This is a genomic window from Pseudomonas sp. dw_612 (genome assembly GCF_018449725.1).
In the GTDB taxonomy this organism is placed as follows: Bacteria; Pseudomonadota; Gammaproteobacteria; order Pseudomonadales; family Pseudomonadaceae; genus Aquipseudomonas.
In genome coordinates this window covers 101,770-126,092 of the sequence record NZ_JAAVVC010000014.1, presented here as the reverse complement: position 1 = coordinate 126,092, position 24,323 = coordinate 101,770, and the positions used below count along the sequence as shown (strand labels likewise).

General features: G+C 59.9%; 28 protein-coding genes and 1 pseudogene. 15 read left to right on the top strand and 14 right to left on the bottom strand.

The window, feature by feature from the left end; translation table 11 throughout:
* Positions 1-56: 56 nt before the first annotated feature.
* Positions 57-1,784 (bottom strand): gamma-glutamyltransferase, encoded by a 1,728-nt coding sequence (gene ggt, locus HB680_RS20975; RefSeq protein ID WP_213940402.1) that lies wholly within the window; start codon positions 1,782-1,784, stop codon positions 57-59.
* Between the two features lie 149 nt (positions 1,785-1,933).
* On the opposite strand from ggt, the gene HB680_RS20970 reads away from it, so the two are divergent.
* Positions 1,934-2,449: a methylated-DNA--[protein]-cysteine S-methyltransferase gene (locus HB680_RS20970; protein WP_213940401.1), complete on the top strand. Its 516-nt coding sequence runs from the start codon at positions 1,934-1,936 to the stop codon at positions 2,447-2,449.
* A gap of 13 nt (positions 2,450-2,462) precedes the next feature.
* Here the strand turns inward: HB680_RS20970 and HB680_RS20965 are convergent, their stop codons facing one another.
* From HB680_RS20965 to HB680_RS20940, 6 genes and pseudogenes are all read right to left on the bottom strand, one after another.
* Positions 2,463-3,281 carry a helix-turn-helix transcriptional regulator gene (locus HB680_RS20965; RefSeq protein ID WP_213940400.1) on the bottom strand — a complete coding sequence of 273 codons (819 nt, stop codon included), beginning with the start codon at positions 3,279-3,281 and terminating at the stop codon, positions 2,463-2,465.
* Positions 3,282-3,286: 5 nt separating this feature from the next.
* Entirely contained in the window at positions 3,287-3,826 is a 540-nt protein-coding gene (locus tag HB680_RS20960; protein WP_213940399.1) for a kinase inhibitor, read from the bottom strand.
* 125 nt (positions 3,827-3,951) lie between these two features.
* Positions 3,952-4,545, bottom strand: coding sequence for an NUDIX domain-containing protein (locus tag HB680_RS20955; RefSeq protein ID WP_213940398.1), 594 nt, complete (start codon positions 4,543-4,545; stop codon positions 3,952-3,954).
* Between the two features lie 143 nt (positions 4,546-4,688).
* Positions 4,689-5,690: pseudogene (locus HB680_RS20950) on the bottom strand (chitinase); the annotation flags it as partial.
* Positions 5,691-5,732: 42 nt separating this feature from the next.
* Positions 5,733-6,368 (bottom strand): lytic polysaccharide monooxygenase auxiliary activity family 9 protein, encoded by a 636-nt coding sequence (locus HB680_RS20945; RefSeq protein ID WP_213940396.1) that lies wholly within the window; start codon positions 6,366-6,368, stop codon positions 5,733-5,735.
* 222 nt (positions 6,369-6,590) lie between these two features.
* Positions 6,591-7,028 carry a hemerythrin domain-containing protein gene (locus tag HB680_RS20940; protein WP_213940395.1) on the bottom strand — a complete coding sequence of 146 codons (438 nt, stop codon included), beginning with the start codon at positions 7,026-7,028 and terminating at the stop codon, positions 6,591-6,593.
* A gap of 143 nt (positions 7,029-7,171) precedes the next feature.
* On the opposite strand from HB680_RS20940, the gene HB680_RS20935 reads away from it, so the two are divergent.
* Entirely contained in the window at positions 7,172-7,603 is a 432-nt protein-coding gene (locus HB680_RS20935) for a GNAT family N-acetyltransferase (RefSeq protein WP_213940394.1), read from the top strand.
* 124 nt (positions 7,604-7,727) lie between these two features.
* On the opposite strand, the gene HB680_RS20930 is transcribed toward HB680_RS20935, so the two are convergent.
* On the bottom strand, positions 7,728-8,078 hold the full coding sequence (locus HB680_RS20930) for a hypothetical protein (protein WP_213940393.1): 351 nt from the start codon (positions 8,076-8,078) through the stop codon (positions 7,728-7,730).
* 149 nt (positions 8,079-8,227) lie between these two features.
* Between HB680_RS20930 and HB680_RS20925 the strand changes: the two genes are divergently transcribed.
* The 9 genes from HB680_RS20925 to HB680_RS20885 all read left to right on the top strand — a co-directional run bounded on the left by HB680_RS20925 (position 8,228) and on the right by HB680_RS20885 (position 13,237).
* A complete protein-coding gene (locus tag HB680_RS20925) occupies positions 8,228-8,473 on the top strand; it encodes a hypothetical protein (protein WP_213940392.1) in 246 nt (81 codons plus the stop codon).
* 21 nt (positions 8,474-8,494) lie between these two features.
* A complete protein-coding gene (locus HB680_RS20920; RefSeq protein WP_213940391.1) occupies positions 8,495-8,824 on the top strand; it encodes a DUF6388 family protein in 330 nt (109 codons plus the stop codon).
* 35 nt (positions 8,825-8,859) lie between these two features.
* On the top strand, positions 8,860-9,564 hold the full coding sequence (locus HB680_RS20915) for a YoaK family protein (RefSeq protein ID WP_213940390.1): 705 nt from the start codon (positions 8,860-8,862) through the stop codon (positions 9,562-9,564).
* A 202-nt stretch (positions 9,565-9,766) separates the two neighbouring features.
* Positions 9,767-10,159: a sulfurtransferase complex subunit TusD gene (gene tusD, locus HB680_RS20910; RefSeq protein WP_213940389.1), complete on the top strand. Its 393-nt coding sequence runs from the start codon at positions 9,767-9,769 to the stop codon at positions 10,157-10,159.
* 1 nt (position 10,160) lies between these two features.
* Positions 10,161-10,523, top strand: coding sequence for a sulfurtransferase complex subunit TusC (tusC, locus tag HB680_RS20905; protein ID WP_213940388.1), 363 nt, complete (start codon positions 10,161-10,163; stop codon positions 10,521-10,523).
* Positions 10,523-10,816 carry a sulfurtransferase complex subunit TusB gene (gene tusB, locus HB680_RS20900; RefSeq protein ID WP_213940387.1) on the top strand — a complete coding sequence of 98 codons (294 nt, stop codon included), beginning with the start codon at positions 10,523-10,525 and terminating at the stop codon, positions 10,814-10,816. Before tusC ends, tusB begins: the two co-directional genes overlap by 1 nt.
* The gene (locus HB680_RS20895) at positions 10,813-11,148 is read left to right on the top strand and encodes a TusE/DsrC/DsvC family sulfur relay protein (protein ID WP_213940386.1); all 336 of its coding nucleotides are present in this window, start codon (positions 10,813-10,815) and stop codon (positions 11,146-11,148) included. Before tusB ends, HB680_RS20895 begins: the two co-directional genes overlap by 4 nt.
* The gene (locus tag HB680_RS20890) at positions 11,145-12,146 is read left to right on the top strand and encodes a glycosyl transferase family protein (protein ID WP_213940385.1); all 1,002 of its coding nucleotides are present in this window, start codon (positions 11,145-11,147) and stop codon (positions 12,144-12,146) included. Before HB680_RS20895 ends, HB680_RS20890 begins: the two co-directional genes overlap by 4 nt.
* An 89-nt stretch (positions 12,147-12,235) precedes the next feature.
* Positions 12,236-13,237, top strand: coding sequence for a glutathione S-transferase family protein (locus HB680_RS20885; protein WP_213940384.1), 1,002 nt, complete (start codon positions 12,236-12,238; stop codon positions 13,235-13,237).
* 124 nt (positions 13,238-13,361) lie between these two features.
* Here HB680_RS20885 and cysG read toward each other — a convergent pair whose 3' ends face one another.
* The 6 genes from cysG to ftsK all read right to left on the bottom strand — a co-directional run bounded on the left by cysG (position 13,362) and on the right by ftsK (position 21,012).
* The gene (gene cysG / locus HB680_RS20880) at positions 13,362-14,756 is read right to left on the bottom strand and encodes a siroheme synthase CysG (protein WP_213940383.1); all 1,395 of its coding nucleotides are present in this window, start codon (positions 14,754-14,756) and stop codon (positions 13,362-13,364) included.
* Positions 14,757-16,037, bottom strand: coding sequence for a serine--tRNA ligase (gene serS / locus HB680_RS20875; protein ID WP_213940382.1), 1,281 nt, complete (start codon positions 16,035-16,037; stop codon positions 14,757-14,759).
* 16 nt (positions 16,038-16,053) lie between these two features.
* Complete coding sequence (gene crcB / locus HB680_RS20870; protein ID WP_213940381.1) at positions 16,054-16,428, bottom strand: fluoride efflux transporter CrcB; 375 nt, start codon at positions 16,426-16,428, stop codon at positions 16,054-16,056.
* Positions 16,428-17,750, bottom strand: a complete 1,323-nt coding sequence (locus tag HB680_RS20865) for a replication-associated recombination protein A (protein ID WP_133838660.1) — start codon at positions 17,748-17,750, stop codon at positions 16,428-16,430. The genes crcB and HB680_RS20865 overlap by 1 nt, the downstream gene beginning before the upstream one ends.
* 167 nt (positions 17,751-17,917) lie before the next feature.
* Positions 17,918-18,541, bottom strand: coding sequence for an outer membrane lipoprotein chaperone LolA (lolA, locus tag HB680_RS20860; protein ID WP_213940380.1), 624 nt, complete (start codon positions 18,539-18,541; stop codon positions 17,918-17,920).
* Between the two features lie 65 nt (positions 18,542-18,606).
* Complete coding sequence (ftsK, locus tag HB680_RS20855) at positions 18,607-21,012, bottom strand: DNA translocase FtsK (protein WP_082356759.1); 2,406 nt, start codon at positions 21,010-21,012, stop codon at positions 18,607-18,609.
* Between the two features lie 306 nt (positions 21,013-21,318).
* Here ftsK and trxB point away from each other — a divergent pair, with 306 nt between their 5' ends.
* The 4 genes from trxB (at position 21,319) to infA (ending at position 24,119) form a co-directional block, all read left to right on the top strand.
* Positions 21,319-22,278: a thioredoxin-disulfide reductase gene (gene trxB / locus HB680_RS20850; RefSeq protein ID WP_213940379.1), complete on the top strand. Its 960-nt coding sequence runs from the start codon at positions 21,319-21,321 to the stop codon at positions 22,276-22,278.
* 64 nt (positions 22,279-22,342) lie between these two features.
* Positions 22,343-23,023 (top strand): leucyl/phenylalanyl-tRNA--protein transferase, encoded by a 681-nt coding sequence (aat, locus tag HB680_RS20845; protein ID WP_213940378.1) that lies wholly within the window; start codon positions 22,343-22,345, stop codon positions 23,021-23,023.
* A 58-nt stretch (positions 23,024-23,081) separates the two neighbouring features.
* Positions 23,082-23,789, top strand: a complete 708-nt coding sequence (locus HB680_RS20840) for an arginyltransferase (RefSeq protein WP_213940377.1) — start codon at positions 23,082-23,084, stop codon at positions 23,787-23,789.
* Positions 23,790-23,900: 111 nt separating this feature from the next.
* The gene (gene infA, locus HB680_RS20835; protein WP_002553999.1) at positions 23,901-24,119 is read left to right on the top strand and encodes a translation initiation factor IF-1; all 219 of its coding nucleotides are present in this window, start codon (positions 23,901-23,903) and stop codon (positions 24,117-24,119) included.
* Positions 24,120-24,323: the final 204 nt, after the last annotated feature.

The window sequence follows — 24,323 nt, the reverse complement described above, 5'->3', positions numbered from 1 at the left end:
TGAGAACCTCACATCACCACATCCGGCCTATCCATATTCACCCCTGTTCAACAGCCTCAGTAACCCAGCGACAACCCGGTATTACGGCGCGGATCATTCGCGCCGTAATAGCGGTTTTTGCCCACCGGTTTACCGCCCAGCGACGGCGCGCCGACCAGAATCGCCGCCACATGGTTGGCATCCTGTGGCCCGGCGAACTTATGCCCCCAACTTTCGAGCAGTTTCACCGTGTCCGGGCTGGTGGTGAAGGTCTCCAGATTGGTTTCTTCCGGCAGCCATTGCTGGTGGAAACGCGGCGCGTCTACCGCTTCCTGGATGTTCATGCCGTAGTCGATCACGTTGAGAATGGTCAGCAAGGTCGCGGTAATGATGCGGCTGCCACCCGGCGTGCCAACCACCATCACCACTTTGCCGTCCTTGGTGACGATGGTCGGGCTCATGGACGACAGCGGTGCCTTGCCGGGCGCGATGGCGTTGGCCTCCCCTTGCACCAGACCGTACATGTTCGGCACACCGATTTTCGAGGTGAAGTCGTCCATTTCGTCGTTGAGGATCACCCCGGTTTTGCTCGCCATGACCCCGGCACCGAACCAGTCATTGAGGGTGTAAGTCATCGACACCGCGTTGCCCCATTTGTCGACGATGGAGAAGTGCGTGGTGTTGCTGCCTTCATGCGGCGCGACGCCGGGTTTGATCTCCCGGGACACGCCGGCCTTTTGCGGTTGAATCGCGGCGCGCAGTGTGGTCGCGTAGTTTTTGTCCAGCAGGTGGGCGAGCGGGTTCTTCACGAAATCCGGGTCGCCGAGGTAGCTGTTGCGGTCCACATAGGCGTGGCGCATGGCTTCGATCTGATAATGCATGCCCTGGGCCGAGTGATAGCCCAGGTCTTTCATCGGGTAGCCGTCGAGGATGTTCATGATCTCGCAGATCACCACCCCGCCAGAGCTTGGCGGTGGCGCCGAGACTACGTGATAGCCACGGTAATCGCATTCCACCGGGGCCAGTTCGCGGGTTTTGTACTTGTCGAGATCGGCCTGGGTGATGATGCCTTTGTTGGCCTGACTGGAGGTGACGATGGCGTCGGCCACCCAGCCTTTATAAAAACCGTCGGCACCCTTCTCGGAAATTTCCCGCAGGGTCTTCGCGAGATCTTTTTGCACCAGTTTCTGCCCGACCTGCATCGGCTCGCCGTTGCTCAGGAAAATCGAGCCCGAGTCGCGCATGTCTTTTTTGAAGACATCGGTGGCGTACTCCAGCAGATCAACATCGCCCTGCTCCAGCTCAAAACCGTCTTCAGCCAGTTTGATGGCCGGGGCGATCACTTCCTTGCGCGGCTTGGTGCCGTATTTGCTCAGGGCCAGTTCCATGCCGGAGACCGTGCCCGGCACGCCAACGGCCAGGTGACCACGGGTGCTCAGGTCCGGGACGACATTGCCGTCCTTGTCCAGATACATGTTCGCCGTCGCGGCCAAGGGTGCTTTTTCGCGGAAATCGAGGAAGGTCTTGCGCCCGTCCGCCAGTTGAATGGTCATGAAACCACCGCCGCCCAGGTTGCCTGCTGCGGGATAGACCACCGCCAGCGCATAGGCGACCGCCACGGCGGCATCCACGGCGTTACCGCCGTTCTTCAGTTCATCCACGCCTACGTGGGAGGCCAGATGCTGGGCCGTGACCACCATGCCGTTTTCGGCCGCCACCGGGGCCACCGAGGCGGCGTAAGCACTGAGGCAACTGAGCGCCAATGAGGTCGCTATCAGCGATTTGGCAAAAGGTTCGAACTTCATGATTCGGTCTCTTTTTTTGTTTTTAGGCTCTGCAATAACAGAGGGAACGCTTCAAGAGCAGTAGCCAGTATGGCTGGGATTACGTATTGCGCCTCCCCGATGAGGCAGTATGCTTGCCCTCTATTCAGCGGTTTTCGGAGTTCGCCGGCATGAGCTACACCTTCACCACCATGGCCTCCCCGGTCGGCGAGTTGAAGCTGGTCGCGAACGGTTCAAGACTGGCAGCCATCCTCTGGGAAAACGACAAACCGGACCGGGTACGCCTCGGGCCGATGACGCAAGCGCCGGACCATCCGATCCTGCTGCGCGCGGTTCAACAGTTGCAGGAATACTTTGCCGGCACACGAAACCGCTTTGACCTGGAGCTGGAGTTTGCCGGGACCGATTTTCAGAAAAAGGTCTGGCAGGCGCTGTTGACCATTCCGTTTGGCGAGACCCGCAGTTACAGCCAGATTGCCGAGCAGATCGGTAATCCCAGTGCGGTTCGGGCGGTGGGTGCGGCGAATGGCAAGAACCCGATCTCGATTGTCGCGCCGTGTCATCGGGTGATCGGGGCGTCGGGGAAGCTGACCGGGTTTGCCGGGGGGCTGGAGGCGAAGGAGCGGCTGCTGACACTGGAAGGTTGCGAGTGGTCAGGCGCCAGCAGGATGGATGATTTGTTTTGAGGTCAAGGACAGCTTAAATCATCGCCCGCAATTCCCGAGGCGACAGCCCGTAGTGTGAGCGAAAACGCACCGCAAAACGTGAGGCCGAGGCGTAACCGCTGGCACCGGCAATTTCACCGATGGGCCTGGACGTGGTTTGCAGCCATTGCAACGCCGTCGCCAGACGCACACCTTCCAGAATATTCCTGAAACTGTCCCCCTCATTGGCCAGTTGGCGACGCAACGTCGACTCCCCCAGATTCAGCTGTTGGGCGACGCCCGCCACCGTCCAGTCTCGCTCCGGGCTGCTCATTAATAGCTGTTGCACCCGTTCGCACAGGGGATCGTTGCGGTCCATCAACAGCGGCCCGGCGAAGCCGCCAAGGCCCAGGCTCAAGAGAACCGCTTCGCCATAATGTGTGCGCAAGGCCTCAGGCGCGTCCGCATGGATCGCGGCCAACAACTGATCCCAGGCTTGCGTAGTGTGCCGGTCCAAAGGCACACATAAATCGCTGTTCGTGGCGCGGGGACGGCTGCTGATCTGTTGGCCATAACGGCTGCTGAAATGGCGCAGTGTCGAGGCGGGAAAGGTCACGGCATCGGCGATGTAGTGACCGTGAAGACCGGGGAAATTCGAGATCCCGAGCTCGCGCCCGGCCGGCATCAGAATCAGATGCTGCGGCCCGGCACGCATCTGCCGATCATCCCATTGCAGCAGTTTTTCGCCCTGGCGCACGCGACACACGGTGGTCACGAACACCGGCACCCGTTGCAAGGTATGAGGCTGCCGCGCCCTGATGACACACGCATCGATAATGTTTTCCCGGTGCTGTATGCCGACACAAGGGCGCATTGTGGTTAACGTCCGTAAGTTGAAGTAAGGGTCGCTTTGGCCAGGGCGTTGGCATTGAGCATATAGCCCACCAACGCGCCGCTGGCCTGGTTGTCGAGGGGCAGCTTATCGACTTTCAATGCCCATACGGTGAACTGATAACGATGAGGCTTATCCCCTACCGGCGGGCACGCGCCGCCGAATCCCGGTTGGCCATAATCGGTTCGTCCTTGTACGGCACCGGCCGGCAGGTTCGAGCCGACACCGCGAGGCAAGCTGTGGGTTGAAACGGGCAAGTTGACCACTGTCCAGTGCCACCAGCCGCTGCCGGTCGGCGCATCGGGATCGTAGACCGTGATCGCATAACTTTTGGTACCCGCCGGGCCGTTGCTCCAGGACAGTTCAGGCGAGGTATTGCCGCCCTCGCAACCAAAACCCTGGAACACTTCGCGGCTGGTCAGCGGATGGTTGTCAGCAATGTCCTGGCTGGTCAGCGAGAAGTTGGCAGCGTGCCCCGTGAGGACAACTCCCATGGACAATGCGCAGGGGATAATTCTGAGTTTCATCGTGACCTCATCTGAGTGCTGGCGTGAAGCACGAGTCTAGAGGCGGCACAGGAGGGTTACTGTGCCGAAATGCTCGACCATTGTGCCAAAACGCTCTCTCGATCCAGAGGCCCGTTCGACCCGGATCACACTGCTCCGAAGATGTCCTTCATCGCCGCATATTGCAGCAACATAATCGTCTTCGCGTCGCAGATCTCCCCGCGATAAAACGCCTCAAGGGCCTCGTCGAATGTCCACTCCAGCACTTCCAGTTCTTCGGTCTCCTCTTCCAGCCCGCCGCCCGCGCTGACTTTCGATGCGGCGTCATATTCAGCGATGAAGAAGTGCAGTTTTTCGGTGACCGAGCCGGGGCTCATGTAGGACTCGAAGACCTTTTGCACGTGGTGCACGCGGTAGCCGGTTTCCTCTTCGGCTTCAGCGCGGATGCGTTCTTCGGGGTCGGCGCCTTCAAGCAATCCAGCCGCCACTTCGATCAACAAACCATCGTGACCGTTGACGAACACCGGCAGCCGAAACTGACGTGTCAGCACCACGGTTTTCTTCTCGCGGTTGAACAGCAGAATCGCGGCGCCATTGCCTCGGTCGTAGACTTCGCGGGTCTGGCGCTGCCAGTCACCGTTGTTACGCTGATAGTCGAAGGTGATTTTCTTCAGCAGGTACCAGTCGTGGGATAACACCTGGGTGTCAATGATGTTGACCCGGTCGGCTGTATTCGCCATCACAACGCATCCTTTTTTCGTGAGAAGAGCCCCATGGTAGGCGAAAACCAAAAAGCCCGGCATCTCTGCCGGGCTTCTTTTTACAGCGGGTTGGCGATTTCAGGCGCCGCGTGCCCTTCCTCGTGGGAGGACAGCCGTGTGCCGTTGATCAACGGCCCGTAGCGACGACTGAACTCCCAGTTGTACGGCACGTGGTCCTTGTTGACGCCGTTGTCCCAGTTCACCGACCAGGTCATCAGGCCTTTGATCGACAGCCCCTTGGCGTCCAGACGCTTGAAGGCATTCACCACTGCTGCCGGGTTGATCACGTAACCGGTGGCCGCTGCGTCAACGTTAGCCGGCAGGCCGATGACGAACTTGTCCGCCGGGATTTTGGTGAACCCGCGAGTGCCGCTTACCAGGCTTTCGGTCAGGTAAAACAGGAAATCCTCTTTCATCGCGTCGTTGTTCTGGGCGATCCACGCACCGTTGCCGTTGTTGGCTTCCTGCACCCAGATTCCGTCACCGCCCTGGTTGTAATACTGCGGGGCGATGAAGTCGTAATAACCTTCCAGGGCCTGGAGGTAGCCGACGTATTTGCCAGCGGTGGTCAGGTACGGAAACTCCGGCGCCATGCTGATGATGAAGTGTTTGCCTTCACCGGCGTAATGGTCCTTGACCAGTTTCAGCGCGGCCGGCAGGACGGTCTTGTTGTCGGCGAAATCAATCGCGCTCTGTTCAAGATCGATGTCCAGGCCATCGAAGCCGTAGGTTTCCACCAGACGGATGATTTCATTGGCCAGTGGCTGTTCGTTGCCTTTGTGTAGCTCGATGTGCGCATCGGCGCCACCGAGGGAAATCAGCACCGCCCTGCCCTGGCTGTTCAGCACGCCGACCTGGCGACGGAACTCGGCGTCGGACAGGTTGTACGGCTTGAAGGTCGGGATGCCGTTGCCTTTCATGAAGGCCACGGCCACTACGTTGTAATCCTTGGGCACATCCTGCAGAGCGATGTTGGCGAATTGGCCACGCTGATATCCGTCGCTCGGCCCGGCGGGCCAGTTGTGCCAGAAGCCCATCAGGATCTTTTTGCCGGCAATGCTCGGCATCAGTGAAGCGGCGTCGCTGACGGCGGATTTCAATAACGTAAAGTCAAATTTTGACATGTTCTATTCCTTCAGAACGTGTGGAGGGTTAACGCGGCGGGCTTACTTGAAGTCCACGTCGAACGCTTGATAGAAGGCGTTGCCGGTGTTGGCGACGATCCACATCAGCACGATCACGTGATGGCCTTTTTTGTTGCCCGGCAATTTCACTTCGTGGTTGACCTTGGCCTTCATCTCGGCGGAATGGCTGTAATACGGGACCTGGGTGTAGAAATCCTCGGCGAACGGTTTGGCTTCCAGTTGCGCGCGGGAGATGCGCTGCTTCGAATCCCAGCCATCCTTGGTGATCAACCAGCGATAACCACGGGTAACGTGGGGCGCGGTGTATTCCCAGGTGACGTTGAAGGTCTGGCCCGGGTCGACGTTCAACAGCGGCCAGGCGAACGGACGATTGAGTTTTTGGCTCAGTTCTTCGTTGGTGAAGTTGATGCAGTCGCGGGCATCGGTCTTGCCACCGCTGAGGATGAAACCGTCGGCCGGTGGGGTGACGCTGTCACTGTCGGTTTGATACGGTGCGGGAAACGGACCGGCCACCAGGGACGGAAAGTTCTTGCCGCCTTCCATTTCATTGACCTGCCAGTTGCCCAGCAGCCCCAGTTCGACGGCGACCGCGCCACGGCTGGATGGGGAGGTGACACGACCGTGTCGCAGTTCGGGTTGAGTCTGTGGTTTGTTCATCTTTTTCACTCCATTGATTTAAGAACTCTCCTTCCTGAGGAGAGGCCTTCAACCTAACGGAGCTGCGTTTTTTGTCCACCGACCGGATTTCCGCTACCGAGGCTGCCTGCTTGGTGGATCGCCAGCAAATACTGGATATACAGCCAGTACTTTGAGCCAAGTCCTACGACCCTTGTGGGCAAAGGCCTACAGCGCAAGGCAGCAATCGGAACGATTCTCACCTCAGGAAAGTTGTTCCTGGTATTCCTTTTCGTATTGGCCGGCGAGGGACTCTTTCTGTTTGTCGTCGAGCAACTTGCCGGCCATCTGGAAGAACTTCTGCTCTTCTTCCTTCAGGTGGTGATGGACCTTCTCGGACAGCTTTTTCGCCGTCACCAGCCACGTCGGATCCGACATCTCAGTCTCGTCCAGGGTCTCCATCATTTCGTCCATCTCGTGGTGTTCGGAGATGGCATGACGGCTCAGGTCGACGCCGTTGTCGAACTCCATCAGCGGGATGTAGAAATGCCGCTCTTCCGCGGTTTCATGGGCCTGGAGCTCAGCTTTGAGTTGCTTATAGGCTTCGACCCGCTCCGGCGTGTCGCCGCTGGTCTTGATCAGTGCATCGGCATAACCGCGCTGGCGGTCGTGGCTTTCGCGCAAGGCTTCGAAAATGTTCATGGGCTCTCCTCATGGCCGCGTTCTGAATTGACGCTCTAGAGGCTAGACACCTGCGCACAAGCGACGGTTCCACCGGCGTTCGGGGATGGAACAATGGCGGCGAGCCAGATAATCTCTCGGCTCACAGCCATAAGGACATCGCCATGACGTTGCGTATCGAACGCTCGCAAGCCCCCACCAACGAAGAGCGCGAGGCCATCCTTGCACCGTTGCGGATCTACAACGCGGCGCAAGCCGGGCTCGCCAAGCCTGAGCCGGTGGCCTTGCTGGTGCGTGACGACAGCGGCGATATCCTCGGCGGACTCTATGGCCGGGTGTTTTACCAATGGTTGTTTATCGAACTGCTATCAGTGCCGGAACAAGGCCGAGGACAGGGGCTGGGCACAAAACTGATGCAGATGGCCGAAGCACTGGCACAGGAGAAGGAATGCGTGGGGATCTGGCTCGACACCTTCGGCTTTCAGGCGCCGGCATTCTACAAGAAGCTGGGTTACAGCGAGTTTGGCCAGATTGCTGATTATCCGCCGGGGCATACGCGCCACTTTTTCCAGAAGCGCCTGATTCATACCCTTTAAAACACAAATCCCATTGTGGGAGCGGGCTTGCTCGCGAAAGCGGTGTCTCAGCCAACATCAATGTTGAGTGATAAACCGTCTTCGCGAGCAAGCCCGCTCCCACAGTGGTCGATGGTGTTCTGGCTTACAAACAAGTCGCCAACGCCGCCAACCGACGCTTGGCTACGAAATCATCGTGCTGCGCGTAGTAACTCAATACCGTTCCGGAAGCATCGGTGGTCAAGTCCACAAACGATTCCGCCGAGCGCGTATAAACCGTCGAACCACCCTTCTTGCCCGGCTGCAGATAAGCCCCGGCGTCCACGCCAAATACCGCTTCGTCCTGCCAGGCGAATTGCACGCACTGGGCGACGACTTTTTCCGGTTTGTCCGAGTTCAGGACCTTGGTCGGGGATTTGGTGCGGGAGTCGTCCATCGCCGAGCCCGCGCAGCCCGCCAGCAGGGTTGCGGCCAGCGCCACCATCAGAATTCGCATCGTGTTCGCTCTTCAAGAAAAAGCGGACTGTATCACCGTGGCGCGGCGTATCGTTCTGCTTTACTTCATTTATAGCGCGACACCGCGTGACGATTCGCGCACCCTGTCGCGCAATTAACAGCGCATCACCTCTTTTTCTGGAAAGCCACATGACACCCAACGCCGAATTTTACAAACCAACCGCCGAATATGCCGACAAGCTGATCAGCCAGATCGGTCAGACCCCTTCCTGGATCGCCAAGCGAATCGGCGTCACTGACAAGCGGATTCGTTACATTCTCGACGGCGAAAGAACCGTCAAAGGCGAAACCACGCCGATCCAGATGACCTACCCCGAGCAGTTCGCCCTCGAATGCCTGGCCGCAGCGGCCAAAGCCAAGAAGCAGGCTTCGTAACCTGACCGGCAAGGAGCGACCATGGCAGCCACCGAACAGCAACACGAACAGGCGCTGAAAAAGTTTCTCGATGAGCGCCCGGAACTGCGCCACGAACTCGATAACCTCAACCCGCTGCTCGCCCAGGCCAAGGGTGAAACCCCGGCCCAATACCGCGACGAGCGCTTGCATGAAGCGTTCGAAGCCGAGGCCGAACGCCTGGGCCTGTTTGCCTGGGAACTGACCTTGCAACTGACTGCGGCCAGCGCCGAGGACTATCAGGCCCAGCGCATGGAAGTGCATAAAGAAGTCGCTGAAATGGCCGGCATGGACTGGCTGGAGTATTGCGAGTTATATGGATTGAGTAAGTGACCCTTTCGGTCGCTGTCTGAGGACGACTTACGCCGATGCTGCCATCCGCCTCCACTCATCGCGCCAGCCCTGGCCATCTGCATATCCAGAAATGGCGCGGGCGCATTGGCCTGTCGCTGGTGGCCACACTGTCGGTGCTCGCCGGCATGACCGACGCCATCGGCTTCATGGCCAGCGGCGATTTCGTATCCTTTATGAGCGGCAACACCACTCGGCTCGCGGTCGCTATCAGCGACGGAGACCAGGGGCTGACCCTGCGCCTGTTGATCCTTGTGGCGACCTTCATCATCGGCAACGCGCTGGGCATCGTCGTCAGCCGCCTCGGCGGGCGTCGGGCGCTGCCGTTATTGTTGTGCATCGCCACCCTGCTCTGCGGCGCTGCCGCGTGGCCTTATGACGAGCAACTGCCGGCGCTGCTGGCGGCGATCATCGCCATGGGCATGCTCAATGCTGCAGTCGAAGAAGTGAACGGCCTGCCCGTCGGCCTGACCTACGTCACCGGCGCCCTGTCGCGCTTCGGCCGTGGTTTGGGGCGCTGGATGCTGGGCGAACGACGCAATGGCTGGCGGGTGCAGTTGATTCCCTGGACCGGCATGTTCGCCGGCGCCGTACTGGGTGCGGTGCTGGAACACCATTTGGGGCTCAAGGCGTTGTTTGTCAGCGGCTTGCTGGCCGGGGTGGTGGGATTGCTGTCACTGAAGATTCCACGGCGTTGGCAGTTGGGGTACATGCCGCGCTGAATGTGTTGCCTGACAGTCCGTCATCGCGAGCAAGCTCGCTCCCACAGGGTTTTGTGGTGGACTCGGTCGTCACGCGCAACACAGATCCCTTGTGGGAGCGAGCTTGCTCGCGATTGCAGCACCTCGGTCTATAAGAAAACGCCCTTCGCCGCCTCAGCGATAAAGCTTTATCATGGCCACAGTTTTGCTGATCGAGTCTGTCATGAAGTTCGCCATCGCGCTGTTTTCCGCCGCCCATGCGCCCTCCTCGCGCCGTGCCTTGCTGTTCGCCCAGGCTGCGCTGGCCGGCGGGCATGAGATTGTCCGGCTGTTTTTCTATCAGGACGGCGTCTACAACGCGTCCGGCAGCGTGGTCACGCCCCAGGACGAGCAGGACTTACCCAAGCAATGGCGCACTTTTGTCGCCGAGCATCAACTGGACGGCGTCGTGTGCATCGCCGCTGCGCTGCGTCGGGGTGTATTGAACGACGAAGAAGCCAAACGCTATCAGCGTGAAGCGGTCGCGGTGGATGCTCCCTGGGAATTGTCCGGTCTCGGTCAATTGCATGACGCGGTACAGGACGCCGACCGCCTGATCTGTTTCGGAGGCGCGTGACATGCCTAAATCCCTACTCATTATCAGCCGTCAGGCGCCGTGGTCCGGACCGGGCGCGCGGGAAGCGCTGGACATCGTGCTGGCCGGCGGTGCGTTCGACCTGCCGATCGGCCTGCTGTTTCTCGATGACGGCGTGTTCCAGCTCGCCGCGAAACAGGACGCCAAGGCCCTGCAACAAAAAGACCTGAGCGCCAACCTGCAAGCGTTGCCGATGTTCGGCGTCGAAGACCTGTTTGTCTGCGCCGACAGCGCCGCCGAACGTGGCATGGACCCGAGCAGACTGGCGCTGGAAGAAGCCCAGGTGCTGGCCGCCACCGAAATCACCGCCCTTATCGACCGTTACGACCAGGTGATCACCCTCTGATGTCGACTTTGCATCTGTTGTCTCATTCCCCGTTCGGCGACGATCGCCTGACCAGTTGCCTGCGCGTGATCGGCGCCGACGATGCGTTGCTGCTGTCCGGCGATGCGGCGTATGCCTTGCAGCCGGGCACCGTGCCGTTCAATGCGCTGAATGCTCGTGGCCTCAAGCTGTTCGTGCTGGCCGAAGATGCCCAGGCCCGCGCCCTGGTGGTGCCTGATTGGGCCGAAGCCATCGATTACCCGGCCTTCGTCGAACTGTCGATCCACTACGACAAGGTCAACAGTTGGCTATGAATTCCCTGACCGTCGGCGCCCGCGCCATCGAGCTGGACAAGGACGGCTTCCTGGTCGAACTGAGCGACTGGTCCACCGACGTGGCCAGCGCCCTCGCCGCGGCCGAAGACATCGAGTTGAGCCCCGAGCACTGGGAAATCCTCGAATTGCTGCGGCGTTTCTACGACGAATTCCAGCTGTCCCCGGCGACGCGCCCGCTGATCAAGTACACCGCGTTGAAGCTCGGCCCGGAAAAAGGCAACAGCCTGCACCTGAACCGACTGTTCAAAGGCACCCCTGCCAAACTCGCCGCCAAACTGGCGGGCCTGCCCAAACCGACGAATTGCTTATGACCGACTTCCCAGCACTGACCCTCGAAACGCCCGCCGAACACCCGTTCGCCCAGTTCGTGCGAATCCTCGGCAAAGGCAAGCGCGGCGCTCGTGACCTGACTCGCGACGAAGCCCGGGAAGCCATGGGCTTCGTGCTGGACGGCAAAGTCGAGGACACTCAGCTCGGCGCGTTCTTGATGCTGTTGCGGCACAAAGAAGAAAGCGCCGAGGAAATGGCCGGGTTCACCGAAGCCTTGCGTGAACGGCTGCAGGCCCCGGCATTGAAGGTTGATCTGGATTGGCCGACGTATGCCGGCAAGAAACGTCATCTGCCGTGGTATCTGCTGGCGGCCAAGTGCCTGGCACAGAATGGCGTGCGGATTTTCATGCACGGCGGCGGCGCACACACGGCGGGTCGGCTGTACAGCGAGCAACTGCTGGAGGCGTTGAAAATCCCGCTGTGCCGCAACTGGCAACAAGTGGGTGATGCGCTGGACAACGGCGGTCTGGCATTTATGCCGCTGGTGGATTGGGCGCCGCAGCTTCAGCGCATGATCGACCTGCGCAATACCTTGGGCCTGCGTTCGCCGATCCATTCCCTGGCGCGGATTCTCAATCCGCTGGGCGCGCGCTGTGGCCTGCAAAGTATTTTCCATCCCGGCTACCAAGCCGTGCACCGCGATGCCAGCGGCTTGCTCGGCGACACTGCAATTGTGGTGAAGGGCGATGGCGGCGAAATCGAGATCAACCCGGACGTCGACAGTCACTTGTACGGCACCACCGGCGGCGAGAGTTGGGACGAGGAATGGCCGCAACTGTCGGCGCAGCGCCACGTCAAACCGGCCAGCCTTGATCCTGAACATTTGAAAGCGGTGTGGCGCGGTGATGTGGTCGACAGCTACCCGCAAATGGCGCTGATCTCGACCATGGCCCTGGCCTTGCGCGGCCTCGGCCAGCCCCGTGAGCAAGCCTTCCACACCGCCCAGCAGTATTGGGACGCCCGGGATAAATCGATTTAACCGATCATAACCGCCCAACCTTTGCGCTATTTAATCGAACCTATGCGCATAGACTCCTCTCCAACGCTTATTGGTTGAGGAGTCTTGAAATGGGTTTGTTAGTTGAAGGCCGCTGGCACGACCAGTGGTACGAAAGCAGCAAGGACGGCGCGTTCCAGCGCGAACAGGCGCAGCGCCGCAATTGGGTGACTGCTGACGGCCAGCCCGGCCCGAGTGGTGTCGGGGGCTTTGCCGCCGAACCCGGTCGCTATCACCTCTACGTGTCCCTCGCCTGCCCGTGGGCGCATCGCACGCTGATCCTGCGCAAACTCAAAGGTCTTGAATCCCTGATCGACGTGTCGGTGGTCAGTTGGTTGATGCTGGAGAATGGCTGGACCTTCGACCAGAACCTCGGCTCCACCGGCGACAAACTCGATCACTTCAACTTCATGCATCAGCGCTATACCGCCGACACCGCCAACTATACCGGCCGCGTCACCGTGCCGGTGCTGTGGGACAAACAGCAGAAGCGCATCGTCAGCAATGAATCGGCGGAGATCATCCGCATGTTTAACAGCGCGTTTGATGATTTGACCGGCAATGACCTGAATTTCTATCCGGCGCCGCTGCGGGGCGAGATTGATGCGTTGAACGAGCGGATTTATCCGGCCGTGAACAACGGCGTGTACCGCGCCGGGTTTGCCACGTCGCAACAGGCTTATGAAGAAGCGTTCGATGATGTGTTTGCCGAGCTGGATCGGTTGGAACTGTTATTGGGCGAGAACCGTTACCTGGTCGGCGAATACCTGACCGAGGCCGATATTCGGTTGTTCACCACGCTGATTCGCTTCGACGCTGTGTATTATGGGCACTTCAAGTGCAACCTGCGGCGGATTGCCGATTATCCGAATTTGTCGAACTGGCTGCGCGAGTTGTATCAGTGGCCGGGGATTGCCGAGACGGTGGATTTTGAGCACATCAAGAATCATTACTACGGCAGCCACAAGACCATTAATCCGACCGGGATTGTGCCGAAAGGGCCGGCGCAGGATTTCACAGCGGGCCATGATCGGGCGCGGTTGAGTGGGAAAGGGGTTTGGGTTCGATCCTAAGCATTGGGTGATATTGAGGGCCTCTTCGCGAGCAAGCCCGCTCCCACATTCGACTGCGTTCTTTCAGATAGAACTCGGTTAAATGTGGGAGCGGGCTTGCTCGCGAATGCAGGCGACGCGGTGATCAGACCTGCGCCTGAGCCCCTTCAAACCACGCCAGTTTCTCGCGCAGTTGCACCACTTCCCCAACGATCACCAGCGTCGGCGCATGCACTTCATGCTCCGCCACCAGTTGTGGAAGATCCGCCAAGGTGCCGGTAAACACCCGCTGATTGACCGTAGTGCCCTGCTGAATCAATGCCGCCGGGGTGTCTGCGCCGCGACCATGTTTGATCAATTGCTCACAGATGATCGGCAAGCCCACCAGCCCCATGTAAAACACCAGGGTTTGCGCCGGGGCGACCAGGTCGGCCCACGGCAAATCGGTGGAACCGTCTTTCAGATGCCCGGTAACAAACCGCACCGACTGCGCGTAATCACGATGCGTCAGCGGAATCCCGGCATACGCCGCGCAACCACTGGCCGCCGTAATGCCCGGCACGACCTGGAACGGGATGCCATGGGCCGCCAGTTCTTCGATCTCTTCACCGCCACGACCGAAGATGAACGGATCACCGCCCTTCAGCCGCACCACGCGTTTACCGGCCTTGGCCAGGTCCACCAATTGCTTGTTGATCTGGTCCTGCGGCACCGCGTGATCGGCGCGACGCTTGCCGACGTAGATCCGTTCCGCATCGCGACGGCACAAATCGAGGATTGCCGGGGCCACCAAGCGGTCGTACAGCACCACGTCGGCTTGTTGCATCAGGCGTAAGGCACGGAAGGTCAGCAGGTCCGGATCGCCCGGCCCGGCACCGACCAAATACACCTCACCGGTTTTTTTCGGCGGCTCGCCGGCGATTTTCGCCAGCAGCAAGCGCTCGGCTTCAGCGCCCTGCCCGGCCAGTTGCCGATCGGCAATCGGGCCCTGGAAAACATCTTCCCAGAACGAACGACGCTGCTGCACATCCGGCAGCAGGCCTTTGACCTGATTGCGGAAACGCGCCGCCAGGCCGGCCAGTTGACCGTAGGTGGAAGGAATCCAGGTTTCGATTTTCGCCCGGATCAGCCGCGCCAGCACCGGCGCATCGCCGCCGCTGGAGATGGCAACGATCAACGGAGAACGGTCGACAATCGCCGGGAAGATCACGCTGCACAGGGCTGGCGCATCCACCACGTTGACCGGCACGCAACGCCGATGGGCATCAGCGGAGACTTGCGCGTTCAGCGGTTCGTCGTCGGTGGCGGCGATGATCAGCCCGCAGCCGTCCAGATCCGTTTCGACGTAGCCACGCAACAGGCACTCGCCGCCGCTGCCGGTCACCAGCTCGCGCAATTGCGGTTCGATTTCAGGTGCAACCACCCGCAGCAGCGCACCGGCTTCGGCCAGCAGGCGGGACTTGCGCAAGGCAATCTCCCCGCCGCCGACGACCAACACACGACTGCCGCGCAGGTTATGAAACAGCGGCAGATAGTCCATTTAGCCGATGACCTCAAGGCCACCCATGTACGGTTTCAGTACCGCTGGCACTCGGATCGAACCGTCGGCCTGCTGGTAGTTTTCCAGCACCGCGACCAGGGTACGACCGACCGCCAGGCCGGAACCGTTCAGGGTGTGAACCAGCTCAGGCTTGCCGGTTTCCGGGTTACGGAAACGCGCTTGCATACGACGAGCCTGGAAATCACCGCAGTTGGAGCACGACGAAATCTCGCGGTACTTGTCCTGGCTCGGAATCCACACTTCCAGGTCGTAGGTCTTGACCGCGCTGAAGCCCATGTCGCCGGTGCACAGCGCCAGGGTGCGATACGGCAGTTCCAGCAGTTGCAGGACTTTTTCAGCGTTGGCGGTCAGGCCTTCCAGCGCGTCCATCGACGTCGATGGCTCAACGATCTGGACCATCTCGACTTTGTCGAACTGGTGCTGGCGGATCATGCCGCGCGTGTCGCGACCCGACGCGCCGGCTTCGCTGCGGAAGCACGGGGTGTGGGCGACGAACTTGATCGGCAGCAGTTTCGAATCGACGATTTCGCCGGCAACGATGTTGGTCAGCGACACTTCAGCGGTCGGGATCAGGTACAGATCGGCTTCGCCTTCGCGGCTGATCTTGAAGAGGTCTTCTTCGAACTTCGGCAACTGGCCAGTGCCCTGCAGGGCCGGCGCTTGAACCAGATAAGGCGTGTAGGCCTCTTCGTAACCGTGCTCGCTGGTGTGCAGGTTGATCATGAACTGCGCCAGAGCACGGTGCAGACGGGCGATCGGGCCACGCAGCAAGGCAAAGCGTGCGCCGGACAGCTTGGCAGCGGTTTCGAAATCCAGCCAGCCGAACTTCTCGCCCAGGGCCACGTGATCCTGAATCGGGAAATCGAATGCAGTCGGAGTGCCCCAACGACGCACTTCGACGTTGCCGTCTTCATCGGCGCCGATAGGCACGGATTCGTGTGGCAGGTTCGGGATGCCGAGCAGGATCGAGTCCAGGTCGGTCTGGATCTGGTCCAGTTCTACCTTGCCGGCACTCAACTCGTTCGCCATGCGCTCGACGTCGGCCATCAAAGGCGCGATGTCTTCGCCGCGCTGCTTGGCCTGACCGATGGATTTGGAGCGCGCATTACGTTCAGCCTGCAGTGCTTCGGTGCGGGTCTGGACGGTCTTACGCTGTTCTTCCAGCGCTTCGATGCGCGCAACATCCAGCGTGTAGCCACGGGATGCCAGGCGGTCCGCTACGTCCTGAAGGTTGCTACGTAACAGTTTGGAATCGAGCATGTCGGTCTCTCGTTTATCAAAGTTTGGTCAAGGACAGGCCAGCCCAGGTGGCGAGCAGCCCGCCGAATACGCTGATGGCAGCATAGCCCAGGGCCAGCGGCACTTGCCCGCTTTCAAGCAGGCGCACCGTATCCAGTGAAAAGGATGAAAAAGTCGTCAGCCCCCCGAGGAAGCCGACCATCAACCCGGCGCGCACCTCGATCGGCACCTCCGGGCGTATCAAAAACAGACCGTATAGAACGCCGATCAGCAAACAGCCGACGATATTAACGGCCAGCGTCGCGGTATAGAAGTGCCGTGGCCAATTAGCGTTGATCCAGTTGCCGGTGGCAAAGCGCAACAACGTTCCGGCGATCCCGCCAACGGAAACCGCGATGATCAATGGAAGCACTATTTTCTCCGCTGCCGGGGGCTCAGACGATCAAGTTGCGCGAGGTGGTTGAGCTTCTCGCCAATCTTCAATTCCAGGCCGCGCGGCACCGGTTGATAGAACGATTGTGGCTCGAGCTCTTCCGGGAAGTAGTCTTCGCCAGCAGCGTAGGCGTCCGGCTCATCATGGGCATAACGGTATTCATCGCCATAACCCAATTGCTTCATCAGCTTGGTCGGCGCGTTGCGCAGGTGCAGCGGCACTTCCAGCGAACCGTGTTCGGTGGCGCTGCGCATCGCGGCTTTGAAACCCATGTACACCGCGTTGCTTTTCGGCGCGCAGGCCAGATAGGTAATGGCCTGGGCCACCGCCAACTCGCCTTCGGGGCTGCCGAGGCGCTCCTGCACTTCCCACGCCGCCAGGCACAGGCTCAGGGCCCGGGGGTCGGCGTTGCCGATGTCTTCGCTGGCCATGCGCACCACGCGTCGGGCCAGGTACAGCGGATCGCAACCACCGTCGATCATGCGCGCGAACCAGTACAACGCGCCGTCGGGGTTGGAGCCGCGTACGGATTTATGCAGTGCGGAAATCTGGTCGTAGAACGCTTCGCCGCCCTTGTCGAAACGCCGACGGGTATCGCCCAGCAGACTTTGCAGCAGATCGATGCCGATCTCGCTGTTGTCTTCGGCCAGGTCGGAAGCGTTTTCCAACAGGTTGAGCAAACGCCGGCCATCGCCATCGGCGGCGGACAGCAGCATCTGGAAGCCTTCATCGCTGAGGGTCAGTTGCCGCTTGCCCAGGCCACGCTCTTCGGTCAGCGCGCGGTGCACCAGTTTGCGCAGGGCCGCTTCGTCGAGGCTTTTAAGCACGTAAACACGCGCCCGCGAGAGCAAGGCGTTGTTGAGTTCGAAGGACGGGTTTTCGGTGGTCGCGCCGATGAAAATCAGCGTGCCGTCTTCCACATACGGCAGGAACGCGTCCTGCTGAGACTTGTTGAAGCGGTGCACTTCGTCGACAAACAGGATGGTCCGGCGACCGTACTGCCCGGCCTGTTGCTTGGCGATTTCCACCGCCTGACGGATTTCCTTCACGCCAGCCAGCACCGCCGACACCGTTTCGAAATGCGCATCCGACACTTCCGCCAGCAACCGCGCCAGGGTGGTTTTCCCCACGCCCGGCGGCCCCCAGAAGATCATCGAGTGCAGGGCACCCTGCTCCAGCGCTTCACGCAAAGGCTTGCCGCGAGCGAGCAGGTGTTCCTGACCGACGTACTCATCCAGATTGGCTGCACGCAAGCGAGCGGCCAAGGGCTGAGCAATCGGGGCACTGCGAAACAGGTCCATCACAACTTTCTGAAACCTCTAGTGAGTCCTAATGCCGACCCGCCAACGTATTAAACACCACAATCCCTGTGGGAGCGGGCTTGCTCGCGAAGGCGGTGTGTCAGACAACTTGTATGGCGACTGACACTCCCTCTTCGCGAGCAAGCCCGCTCCCACAGGTTCTGCGTTTATTCCTGGATCACGTCCGCCCCTTTAGGGATGTCGAACTTGAACTTGGACGCCGGGATCGGCTCGTTGGCCTTCACACCGGTGAACAGAAGGTTGGTGCGCTGGCCCACGCTGTCGATCATTTGCATGTCATTCAGCAAGCCATTGCGGAACGACAGGCGCAGGCTGTCGAACAGGGTGTCCTTGGTTTTCGGCTTCAAGGTGAAGTCGATCACGCCACCGGCTTCCTTGGCGCTGATGTCGAAGCTCTCCTTGATCTTGGACACGTCACCGGACAGCAACAGAGCCGGGGTTTGGGTCAGGCGTTCATCGAGCTTCTTGATAGTGACCTGCTCCAGGTCCGGGTCCCACAGCGTCACTTTCTTGCCGTCGGAAACCATGGTTTGTTCAGCCGGTGCATCGGTGTGCCAATAGAACAGGCCCGGGCGCTGCAACGACATTTCACCGGCGGTTTCCTGCAACTGGGTGCCGCCGCCATCGAGGGTCAACTGCGAGAAACGCGCGGTCAGGGTCTTGGATGTTTCCAGCAATTGGGTCAGACGCGCCACGTCCTTGTCATCGGCGTGGGCCGAGAGCGTGGTCAAAGCCAGTACCGGCAGCAACAGCATGCGGATAAGACGCATGGGAGTCCTCTTGATATGCGTGGGGATGCGGCGGTGCGTCATTGCTCCACCGCTTTTCAATTCAATCAGTCGCGCACCGGGCCCGGGGCCAGGACTTCGCGCGAACCGTTGGTGTTCATGGACGTCACGACCCCGGCCATTTCCATGGCTTCGATCATGCGCGCGGCGCGGTTGTAGCCGATTTTCAGCTTACGCTGGACCGCCGAGATGGAAGCCCGACGGCTTTCCAGCACGAACTGCACGGCTTCGTCGTAGAGCGCGTCGGATTCGCTGTCTTCGTCACCGCCGCTGCCGCCTTCAAATCCGCTACCCGGCTCTTCGACACCGGCCAGAATCTCGTCGTTGTATTCCGGTGCGCCACGCAGTTTCCAGGCTTCAACCACCCGGTGAACCTCGTCATCGGACACGAACGCGCCGTGAACCCGGATCGGCAGGCTGGTGCCCGGCGGCATGTAGAGCATGTCACCGTGGCCCAGCAGTTGTTCGGCGCCGCCCTGGTCGATGATGGTCCGTGAGTCGATCTTGCTCGATACCTGGAACGCCATGCGCGTCGGAATGTTGGCCTTGATCAGACCGGTGATCACGTCAACCGACGGACGCTGGGTCGCGAGGATCAAGTGGATACCAGCGGCACGGGCCTTCTGGGCGATACGGGCGATCAGTTCTTCAACCTTCTTGCCGACGATCATCATCATGTCGGCGAATTCGTCGACGACCACAACGATGGTCGGCAACTTGTGCAGCAATGGCGCTTCGTCGTGAATGCTCTCGCGCTTGTACAGCGGGTCGGACAGCGGCGTGCCGGCCTCCTCCGCGTCCTTGACCTTCTGGTTGAAGCCGGACAGGTTACGCACGCCCATCTTCGCCATCAGTTTGTAGCGACGCTCCATCTCCGCCACGCTCCAGCGCAGCGCGTTGGCCGCGTCCTTCATGTCGGTGACCACCGGGCACAGCAAGTGCGGAATGCCTTCGTAGATCGACAGCTCAAGCATTTTCGGGTCGATCATGATCAGCTTGGCGTCTTCCGGGCCGGACTTGAACAGGATCGACAGGATCATCGCGTTCACACCCACCGACTTACCGGAACCGGTGGTACCGGCCACCAGCAAGTGGGGCATTTTCGCCAGGTCGGTGATGACTGGCTTGCCGCCGATGTCGTGACCCAGGGCCAGGGTGACCGGCGATTTGAAGTTGTCGTATTCCGGCGAGGACAGCACTTCGGAGAAGCGCACGATCTGCCGGTCTTCGTTAGGAATCTCGATACCGACAGTGGTCTTGCCCGGAATCACTTCCACCACCCGCACACTGGTCACGGCCAGGGAACGCGCCAGGTCTTTCGCCAGGTTGGAGATGCGGCTGACCTTGACGCCTGCGGCCGGCTGGATTTCGTAACGGGTAATGACCGGGCCGGGGTGAATCGAATCCACGGTGACTTCGACGCCGAATTCCTTGAGCTTGATTTCCAGCAAGTGGCCAACCGCAGCCAGGGATTCGGGCGAGTAATTGAGTTGTTTCTTTTCCGCGGGATCGAGAATCGAGATCGGCGGCAAGGTGCCTTCCACGGCGCTGTCGACGAACAACGGCGCCTGTTTCTCTTTTTCCACACGCTTGCTCGGCGCGGCCGGTTTGGACGGCGCTGGCGCAATCACTGGCGGCACCTGCTTCTCGCGGTCCGACATGTGCTTGCTCAGGGCCTGTTCGCGTTCGATCAGGCGTTCCTTGACCTTGGCTTGCTCGCGCTTGTCGGTCACGGTCGGAGCCACCACGTCGTGCACACGGTCGTCGACTTCACGCAACTGGGCGACCAGTTGTTTGCGTTCGACACGAGCCGCCCACCAGCGATTGGCCGCGCCCTGGAACAGTTCGAACAGGTCGAGGGTGATCTTGCCGGTGACATCCATCACCTTGAACCACGACAGGTCGGTGAACACCGTCAGGCCGAACAGGAACAGGGCAATGAACAACAGCGTGCTGCCCTGGATGTTCAGGGCGTTGCGGGCCAGGTCGCCGAGGCTTTCGCCCAACGCGCCGCCTGCGCCGGCCGGCAGACCGGTCGCCGCATGGAAATGGATGTGCGCCAGGGCCGCGCCCGACAGTACCAGGAACACCAGGCCGATCAGGCGCCAGGAGAACAGCCAGCCGCTCCACTGCCACGGTTCATGGCGTTGACGGAAGATCTGGTAGATTTTGACCGCCAGCAACAGCGGGAATATGTAGGCGAAGTAACCCAGCACCATGAACAGGATATCGGCGCTGTAGGAGCCGACCGGACCGCCGAAGTTCTGCACATCATCGATCTTGCTGTTGTGGCTCCAGCCTGGATCGTCCTTGCCGTAGGTCAACAAAGCCATCATCAGGAACAGGCACAGGGCGCCGATGGCGATCAATGCACCTTCCTTGAGTCGGTAGTGCAAATGCTGGCGCCAGAGCGGAACAACGGCTGGTTTAGGTGCTGCGGTGGATTTCTTCAAAACGCTTCTTTTCCTGCGCCTATGGCGCGTCCATCTGTTGAATGACTATAAAAACTGCCCAATCCAGGCAGGTAAAAAAGTTAACAGGTGCAACTGGGACTACTTTTAACACTGCACCCCGGTGTTTCAAAACAGGGCAGGCACTGCTTTTTTATTACAAGCGCTGTTACAAGCAGGCATTGTACGGGTTTGTTCGCCCGATGCCATGCTTGCGGCCCTTCGGTGTAGCATAGCCAAAAGCACATGACACACGGTTCAATTTGAGCACGCATTCTCTTTTGTGACAAAGGCTTATGAGGTGTTTTTATGAGCGAAGCTAAGCATTCACGCCTGATCATTCTGGGTTCCGGCCCTGCCGGTTACAGCGCCGCCGTTTATGCCGCCCGCGCCAACCTCAAACCCGTGGTCATTACCGGTATACAGGCAGGTGGCCAGCTCACCACCACCGTCGAAGTCGACAACTGGCCGGGCGACGTCGAAGGCCTCACTGGCCCGGTGCTGATGGAACGCATGCAAAAACACGCCGAGCGCTTTGACACAGAGATCGTTTACGACCACATCCACACCGCCAAGTTGCAGCAGCACCCTTTCGAACTCATCGGCGACAGCGGCACCTACACCTGCGACGCGCTGATTATCGCCACCGGCGCCTCGGCGCAATACCTGGGCCTGCCCTCGGAAGAAGCCTTCGCCGGCAAAGGGGTGTCGGCCTGCGCGACGTGCGACGGCTTCTTCTACCGCAATCAGGTGGTCGCCGTGGTCGGTGGCGGCAACACGGCGGTTGAAGAAGCGCTGTACTTGTCGAATATCGCCAAAGAAGTCCATCTGGTGCACCGACGCGACAAACTGCGTTCGGAGAAGATTCTTCAGGACAAGCTGTTCGAAAAAGCCGCCAACGGCAATATCCGCCTGCACTGGAACCAGAACCTCGACGAAGTGCTGGGCGACGCCAGCGGCGTGACCGGCGCCCGCCTGCGCGACAGCCATACCGGTGAAACCAGCGAATTGCCGCTGGCCGGGGTGTTCATCGCCATTGGTCACAAGCCCAACACCGACCTGTTCCAAGGCCAGCTGTCGATGCGTGACGGCTACCTGCTGATCACGGGCGGCAATGAAGGCGATGCCACCGCCACCGAGATCCCGGGCGTGTTCGCCGCCGGCGACGTGGCCGATCACGTTTACCGCCAGGCCGTGACCTCCGCCGGGGCCGGTTGCATGGCCGCGCTGGACGCCGAGAAATACCTCGACGATATTCCGACCGTTTGACGCGTCACTTCACGGCGGGCACCGCTGTCCGCCACCGCCCTCCCCTACTGCAAGCCCGGATACCATGCTGACTTGGTTACAACGCAACACCCTGACTTTTCCGCCCCTGGAAAAAGCCATGCGCGACCCCAACGGGCTGTTGGCGGCGGGCGGCGATCTGTCCGCCGATCGGCTGGTCCAGGCTTATCGCCACGGCTGCTTCCCCTGGTTTTCCGAAGGCCAGCCGATTCTCTGGTGGTCGCCGGATCCGCGCACGGTTTTGTTTCCCGACGAACTGCACGTATCGCGCAGCCTGAACAAATTGCTGCGCCAGCAACGCTACCAAGTGACCTTCGATCAGGATTTTGCCGCGGTCATCAGCGCCTGCGCCGCACCGCGGGACTACGCCGATGGCACCTGGATCACCGACGCCATGCGGGACGCCTATCTGGAACTGCACCGGCGCGGCTATGCCCATTCGGTGGAGGTCTGGGACCAGGGCGAGCTGATCGGCGGCCTGTACGGCCTGGCCATGGGGCAGCTGTTTTTTGGCGAGTCGATGTTCAGCCGTGCCGATAACGCCTCCAAATATGGTTTTGCCACACTGGTACGTCATCTGAAAGACTCAGGCTTTGTGCTGATCGACTGCCAGATGCCCACCGACCATTTGCACAGCCTCGGCGCCCGAGCAATACCGCGCAATGAATTTGCCGGTTACCTGGCGCGACACCTGGATCAACCCAGCCGCGCAACCTGGGTTTGCTGAGCGACTTTTGCGCGCGTGGCTTACACTTAACTGAAAAGCTTATTCCCGAGGGTTGATCATGACCGAGTTGGCGCGTTTGAAGTTCTATGCCACTCAGCCCCACTCTTGCAGTTATCTGCCCGAGGAGCAGGCCACGACCCTGTTTCTCGACCCTAGTCAGCCCATGGATGTGCATGTCTACGCAGATCTGTCGGAAATGGGCTTTCGTCGCAGTGGCGATCATCTCTACCGGCCTCATTGCCAGAATTGCAATGCCTGCGTACCGGCGCGCATTCCCGTGGCTCAATTTGCGCCCAACCGTCAGCAAAAACGCATTTTCAAGCGCAACGCCGACTTGCAGGTGCGCCCGGCGAGGCCCAAGTTCAGCGAAGAGTATTTCGATCTTTATCAACGCTATATCGAACAGCGTCACGCCGACGGCGACATGTTCCCGCCTAGCCGCGATCAGTTTTCGACGTTTCTGGTGCGCGATCTGCCGTTTTCCCGGTTCTACGAGTTTCGTCTCGACGGACGGCTGGTAGCGGTGGCCGTGACTGATTTGCTGCCCAACGGCCTGTCGGCGGTTTACACCTTCTACGAGCCCGCCGAAGACCATCGAAGCCTCGGACGCTACGCCATCCTCTGGCAAATCGCCGAAGCCCAGCGGCTGGGACTGGAGGCGGTTTATCTCGGCTATTGGATCAAGAACTGCAAAAAGATGAACTACAAGACCCAGTATCGCCCTATCGAACTGCTGATTAATCAGCGCTGGGTCGTCCTGAACTAAGGCAATCCGTAAACCCCTTGGCGTAAACCCCATTTTTCGGGCACAATGCACGCCGCTTTTGCCTGGCGCAGTTGCACCGGGCCATTCATTGGATACCGAGGGCTTTACTGCATGTCGAAAGAAGACAGCTTCGAAATGGAAGGCACTGTCGTCGACACCCTGCCCAACACCATGTTTCGTGTGGAGTTGGAAAATGGGCACGTCGTAACCGCGCATATTTCCGGCAAGATGCGCAAGAACTACATTCGTATTCTTACCGGTGACAAAGTGCGCGTCGAGCTGACGCCCTATGACTTGAGCAAAGGGCGCATTACTTACCGCGCTCGCTAATCAAGTCAATACAAAACGCCCGGTTATGCCGGGCGTTTTTGTGTGCGCGGGATTTGGCAATCACCACAATCTGCCTGCGTAGGAGCTGCCGAAGGCTGCGATCTTTTGATTTAGCTTTGGCCGGCCAGGATCAAGATCAAAAGATCGCAGCCTTCGGCAGCTCCTACGGGTGATTGGTGTTCATCTGGCAGACAGCAAAAAGGC

Bases quoted from the DNA above. Each gene is read 5' to 3' on its own strand.
- HB680_RS20895 (WP_213940386.1), top strand. From the start codon at position 10,813: ATGAATTCCCTGACCGTCGGCGCCCGCGCCATCGAGCTGGACAAGGAC.
- serS (WP_213940382.1), bottom strand. From the start codon at position 16,037: ATGCTCGATTCCAAACTGTTACGTAGCAACCTTCAGGACGTAGCGGAC.
- HB680_RS20940 (WP_213940395.1), bottom strand. From the start codon at position 7,028: ATGAACATTTTCGAAGCCTTGCGCGAAAGCCACGACCGCCAGCGCGGT.
- HB680_RS20970 (WP_213940401.1), top strand. From the start codon at position 1,934: ATGAGCTACACCTTCACCACCATGGCCTCCCCGGTCGGCGAGTTGAAG.
- tusD (WP_213940389.1), top strand. From the start codon at position 9,767: ATGAAGTTCGCCATCGCGCTGTTTTCCGCCGCCCATGCGCCCTCCTCG.
- HB680_RS20945 (WP_213940396.1), bottom strand. From the start codon at position 6,368: ATGAACAAACCACAGACTCAACCCGAACTGCGACACGGTCGTGTCACC.
- infA (WP_002553999.1), top strand. From the start codon at position 23,901: ATGTCGAAAGAAGACAGCTTCGAAATGGAAGGCACTGTCGTCGACACC.
- aat (WP_213940378.1), top strand. From the start codon at position 22,343: ATGCTGACTTGGTTACAACGCAACACCCTGACTTTTCCGCCCCTGGAA.
- HB680_RS20925 (WP_213940392.1), top strand. From the start codon at position 8,228: ATGACACCCAACGCCGAATTTTACAAACCAACCGCCGAATATGCCGAC.
- HB680_RS20935 (WP_213940394.1), top strand. From the start codon at position 7,172: ATGACGTTGCGTATCGAACGCTCGCAAGCCCCCACCAACGAAGAGCGC.
- ggt (WP_213940402.1), bottom strand. From the start codon at position 1,784: ATGAAGTTCGAACCTTTTGCCAAATCGCTGATAGCGACCTCATTGGCG.
- HB680_RS20915 (WP_213940390.1), top strand. From the start codon at position 8,860: ATGCTGCCATCCGCCTCCACTCATCGCGCCAGCCCTGGCCATCTGCAT.
- HB680_RS20960 (WP_213940399.1), bottom strand. From the start codon at position 3,826: ATGAAACTCAGAATTATCCCCTGCGCATTGTCCATGGGAGTTGTCCTC.
- HB680_RS20885 (WP_213940384.1), top strand. From the start codon at position 12,236: ATGGGTTTGTTAGTTGAAGGCCGCTGGCACGACCAGTGGTACGAAAGC.
- tusB (WP_213940387.1), top strand. From the start codon at position 10,523: ATGTCGACTTTGCATCTGTTGTCTCATTCCCCGTTCGGCGACGATCGC.
- trxB (WP_213940379.1), top strand. From the start codon at position 21,319: ATGAGCGAAGCTAAGCATTCACGCCTGATCATTCTGGGTTCCGGCCCT.
- HB680_RS20955 (WP_213940398.1), bottom strand. From the start codon at position 4,545: ATGGCGAATACAGCCGACCGGGTCAACATCATTGACACCCAGGTGTTA.
- HB680_RS20840 (WP_213940377.1), top strand. From the start codon at position 23,082: ATGACCGAGTTGGCGCGTTTGAAGTTCTATGCCACTCAGCCCCACTCT.
- lolA (WP_213940380.1), bottom strand. From the start codon at position 18,541: ATGCGTCTTATCCGCATGCTGTTGCTGCCGGTACTGGCTTTGACCACG.
- tusC (WP_213940388.1), top strand. From the start codon at position 10,161: ATGCCTAAATCCCTACTCATTATCAGCCGTCAGGCGCCGTGGTCCGGA.
- HB680_RS20920 (WP_213940391.1), top strand. From the start codon at position 8,495: ATGGCAGCCACCGAACAGCAACACGAACAGGCGCTGAAAAAGTTTCTC.
- HB680_RS20890 (WP_213940385.1), top strand. From the start codon at position 11,145: ATGACCGACTTCCCAGCACTGACCCTCGAAACGCCCGCCGAACACCCG.
- HB680_RS20865 (WP_133838660.1), bottom strand. From the start codon at position 17,750: ATGGACCTGTTTCGCAGTGCCCCGATTGCTCAGCCCTTGGCCGCTCGC.
- HB680_RS20965 (WP_213940400.1), bottom strand. From the start codon at position 3,281: ATGCGCCCTTGTGTCGGCATACAGCACCGGGAAAACATTATCGATGCG.
- cysG (WP_213940383.1), bottom strand. From the start codon at position 14,756: ATGGACTATCTGCCGCTGTTTCATAACCTGCGCGGCAGTCGTGTGTTG.
- HB680_RS20930 (WP_213940393.1), bottom strand. From the start codon at position 8,078: ATGCGAATTCTGATGGTGGCGCTGGCCGCAACCCTGCTGGCGGGCTGC.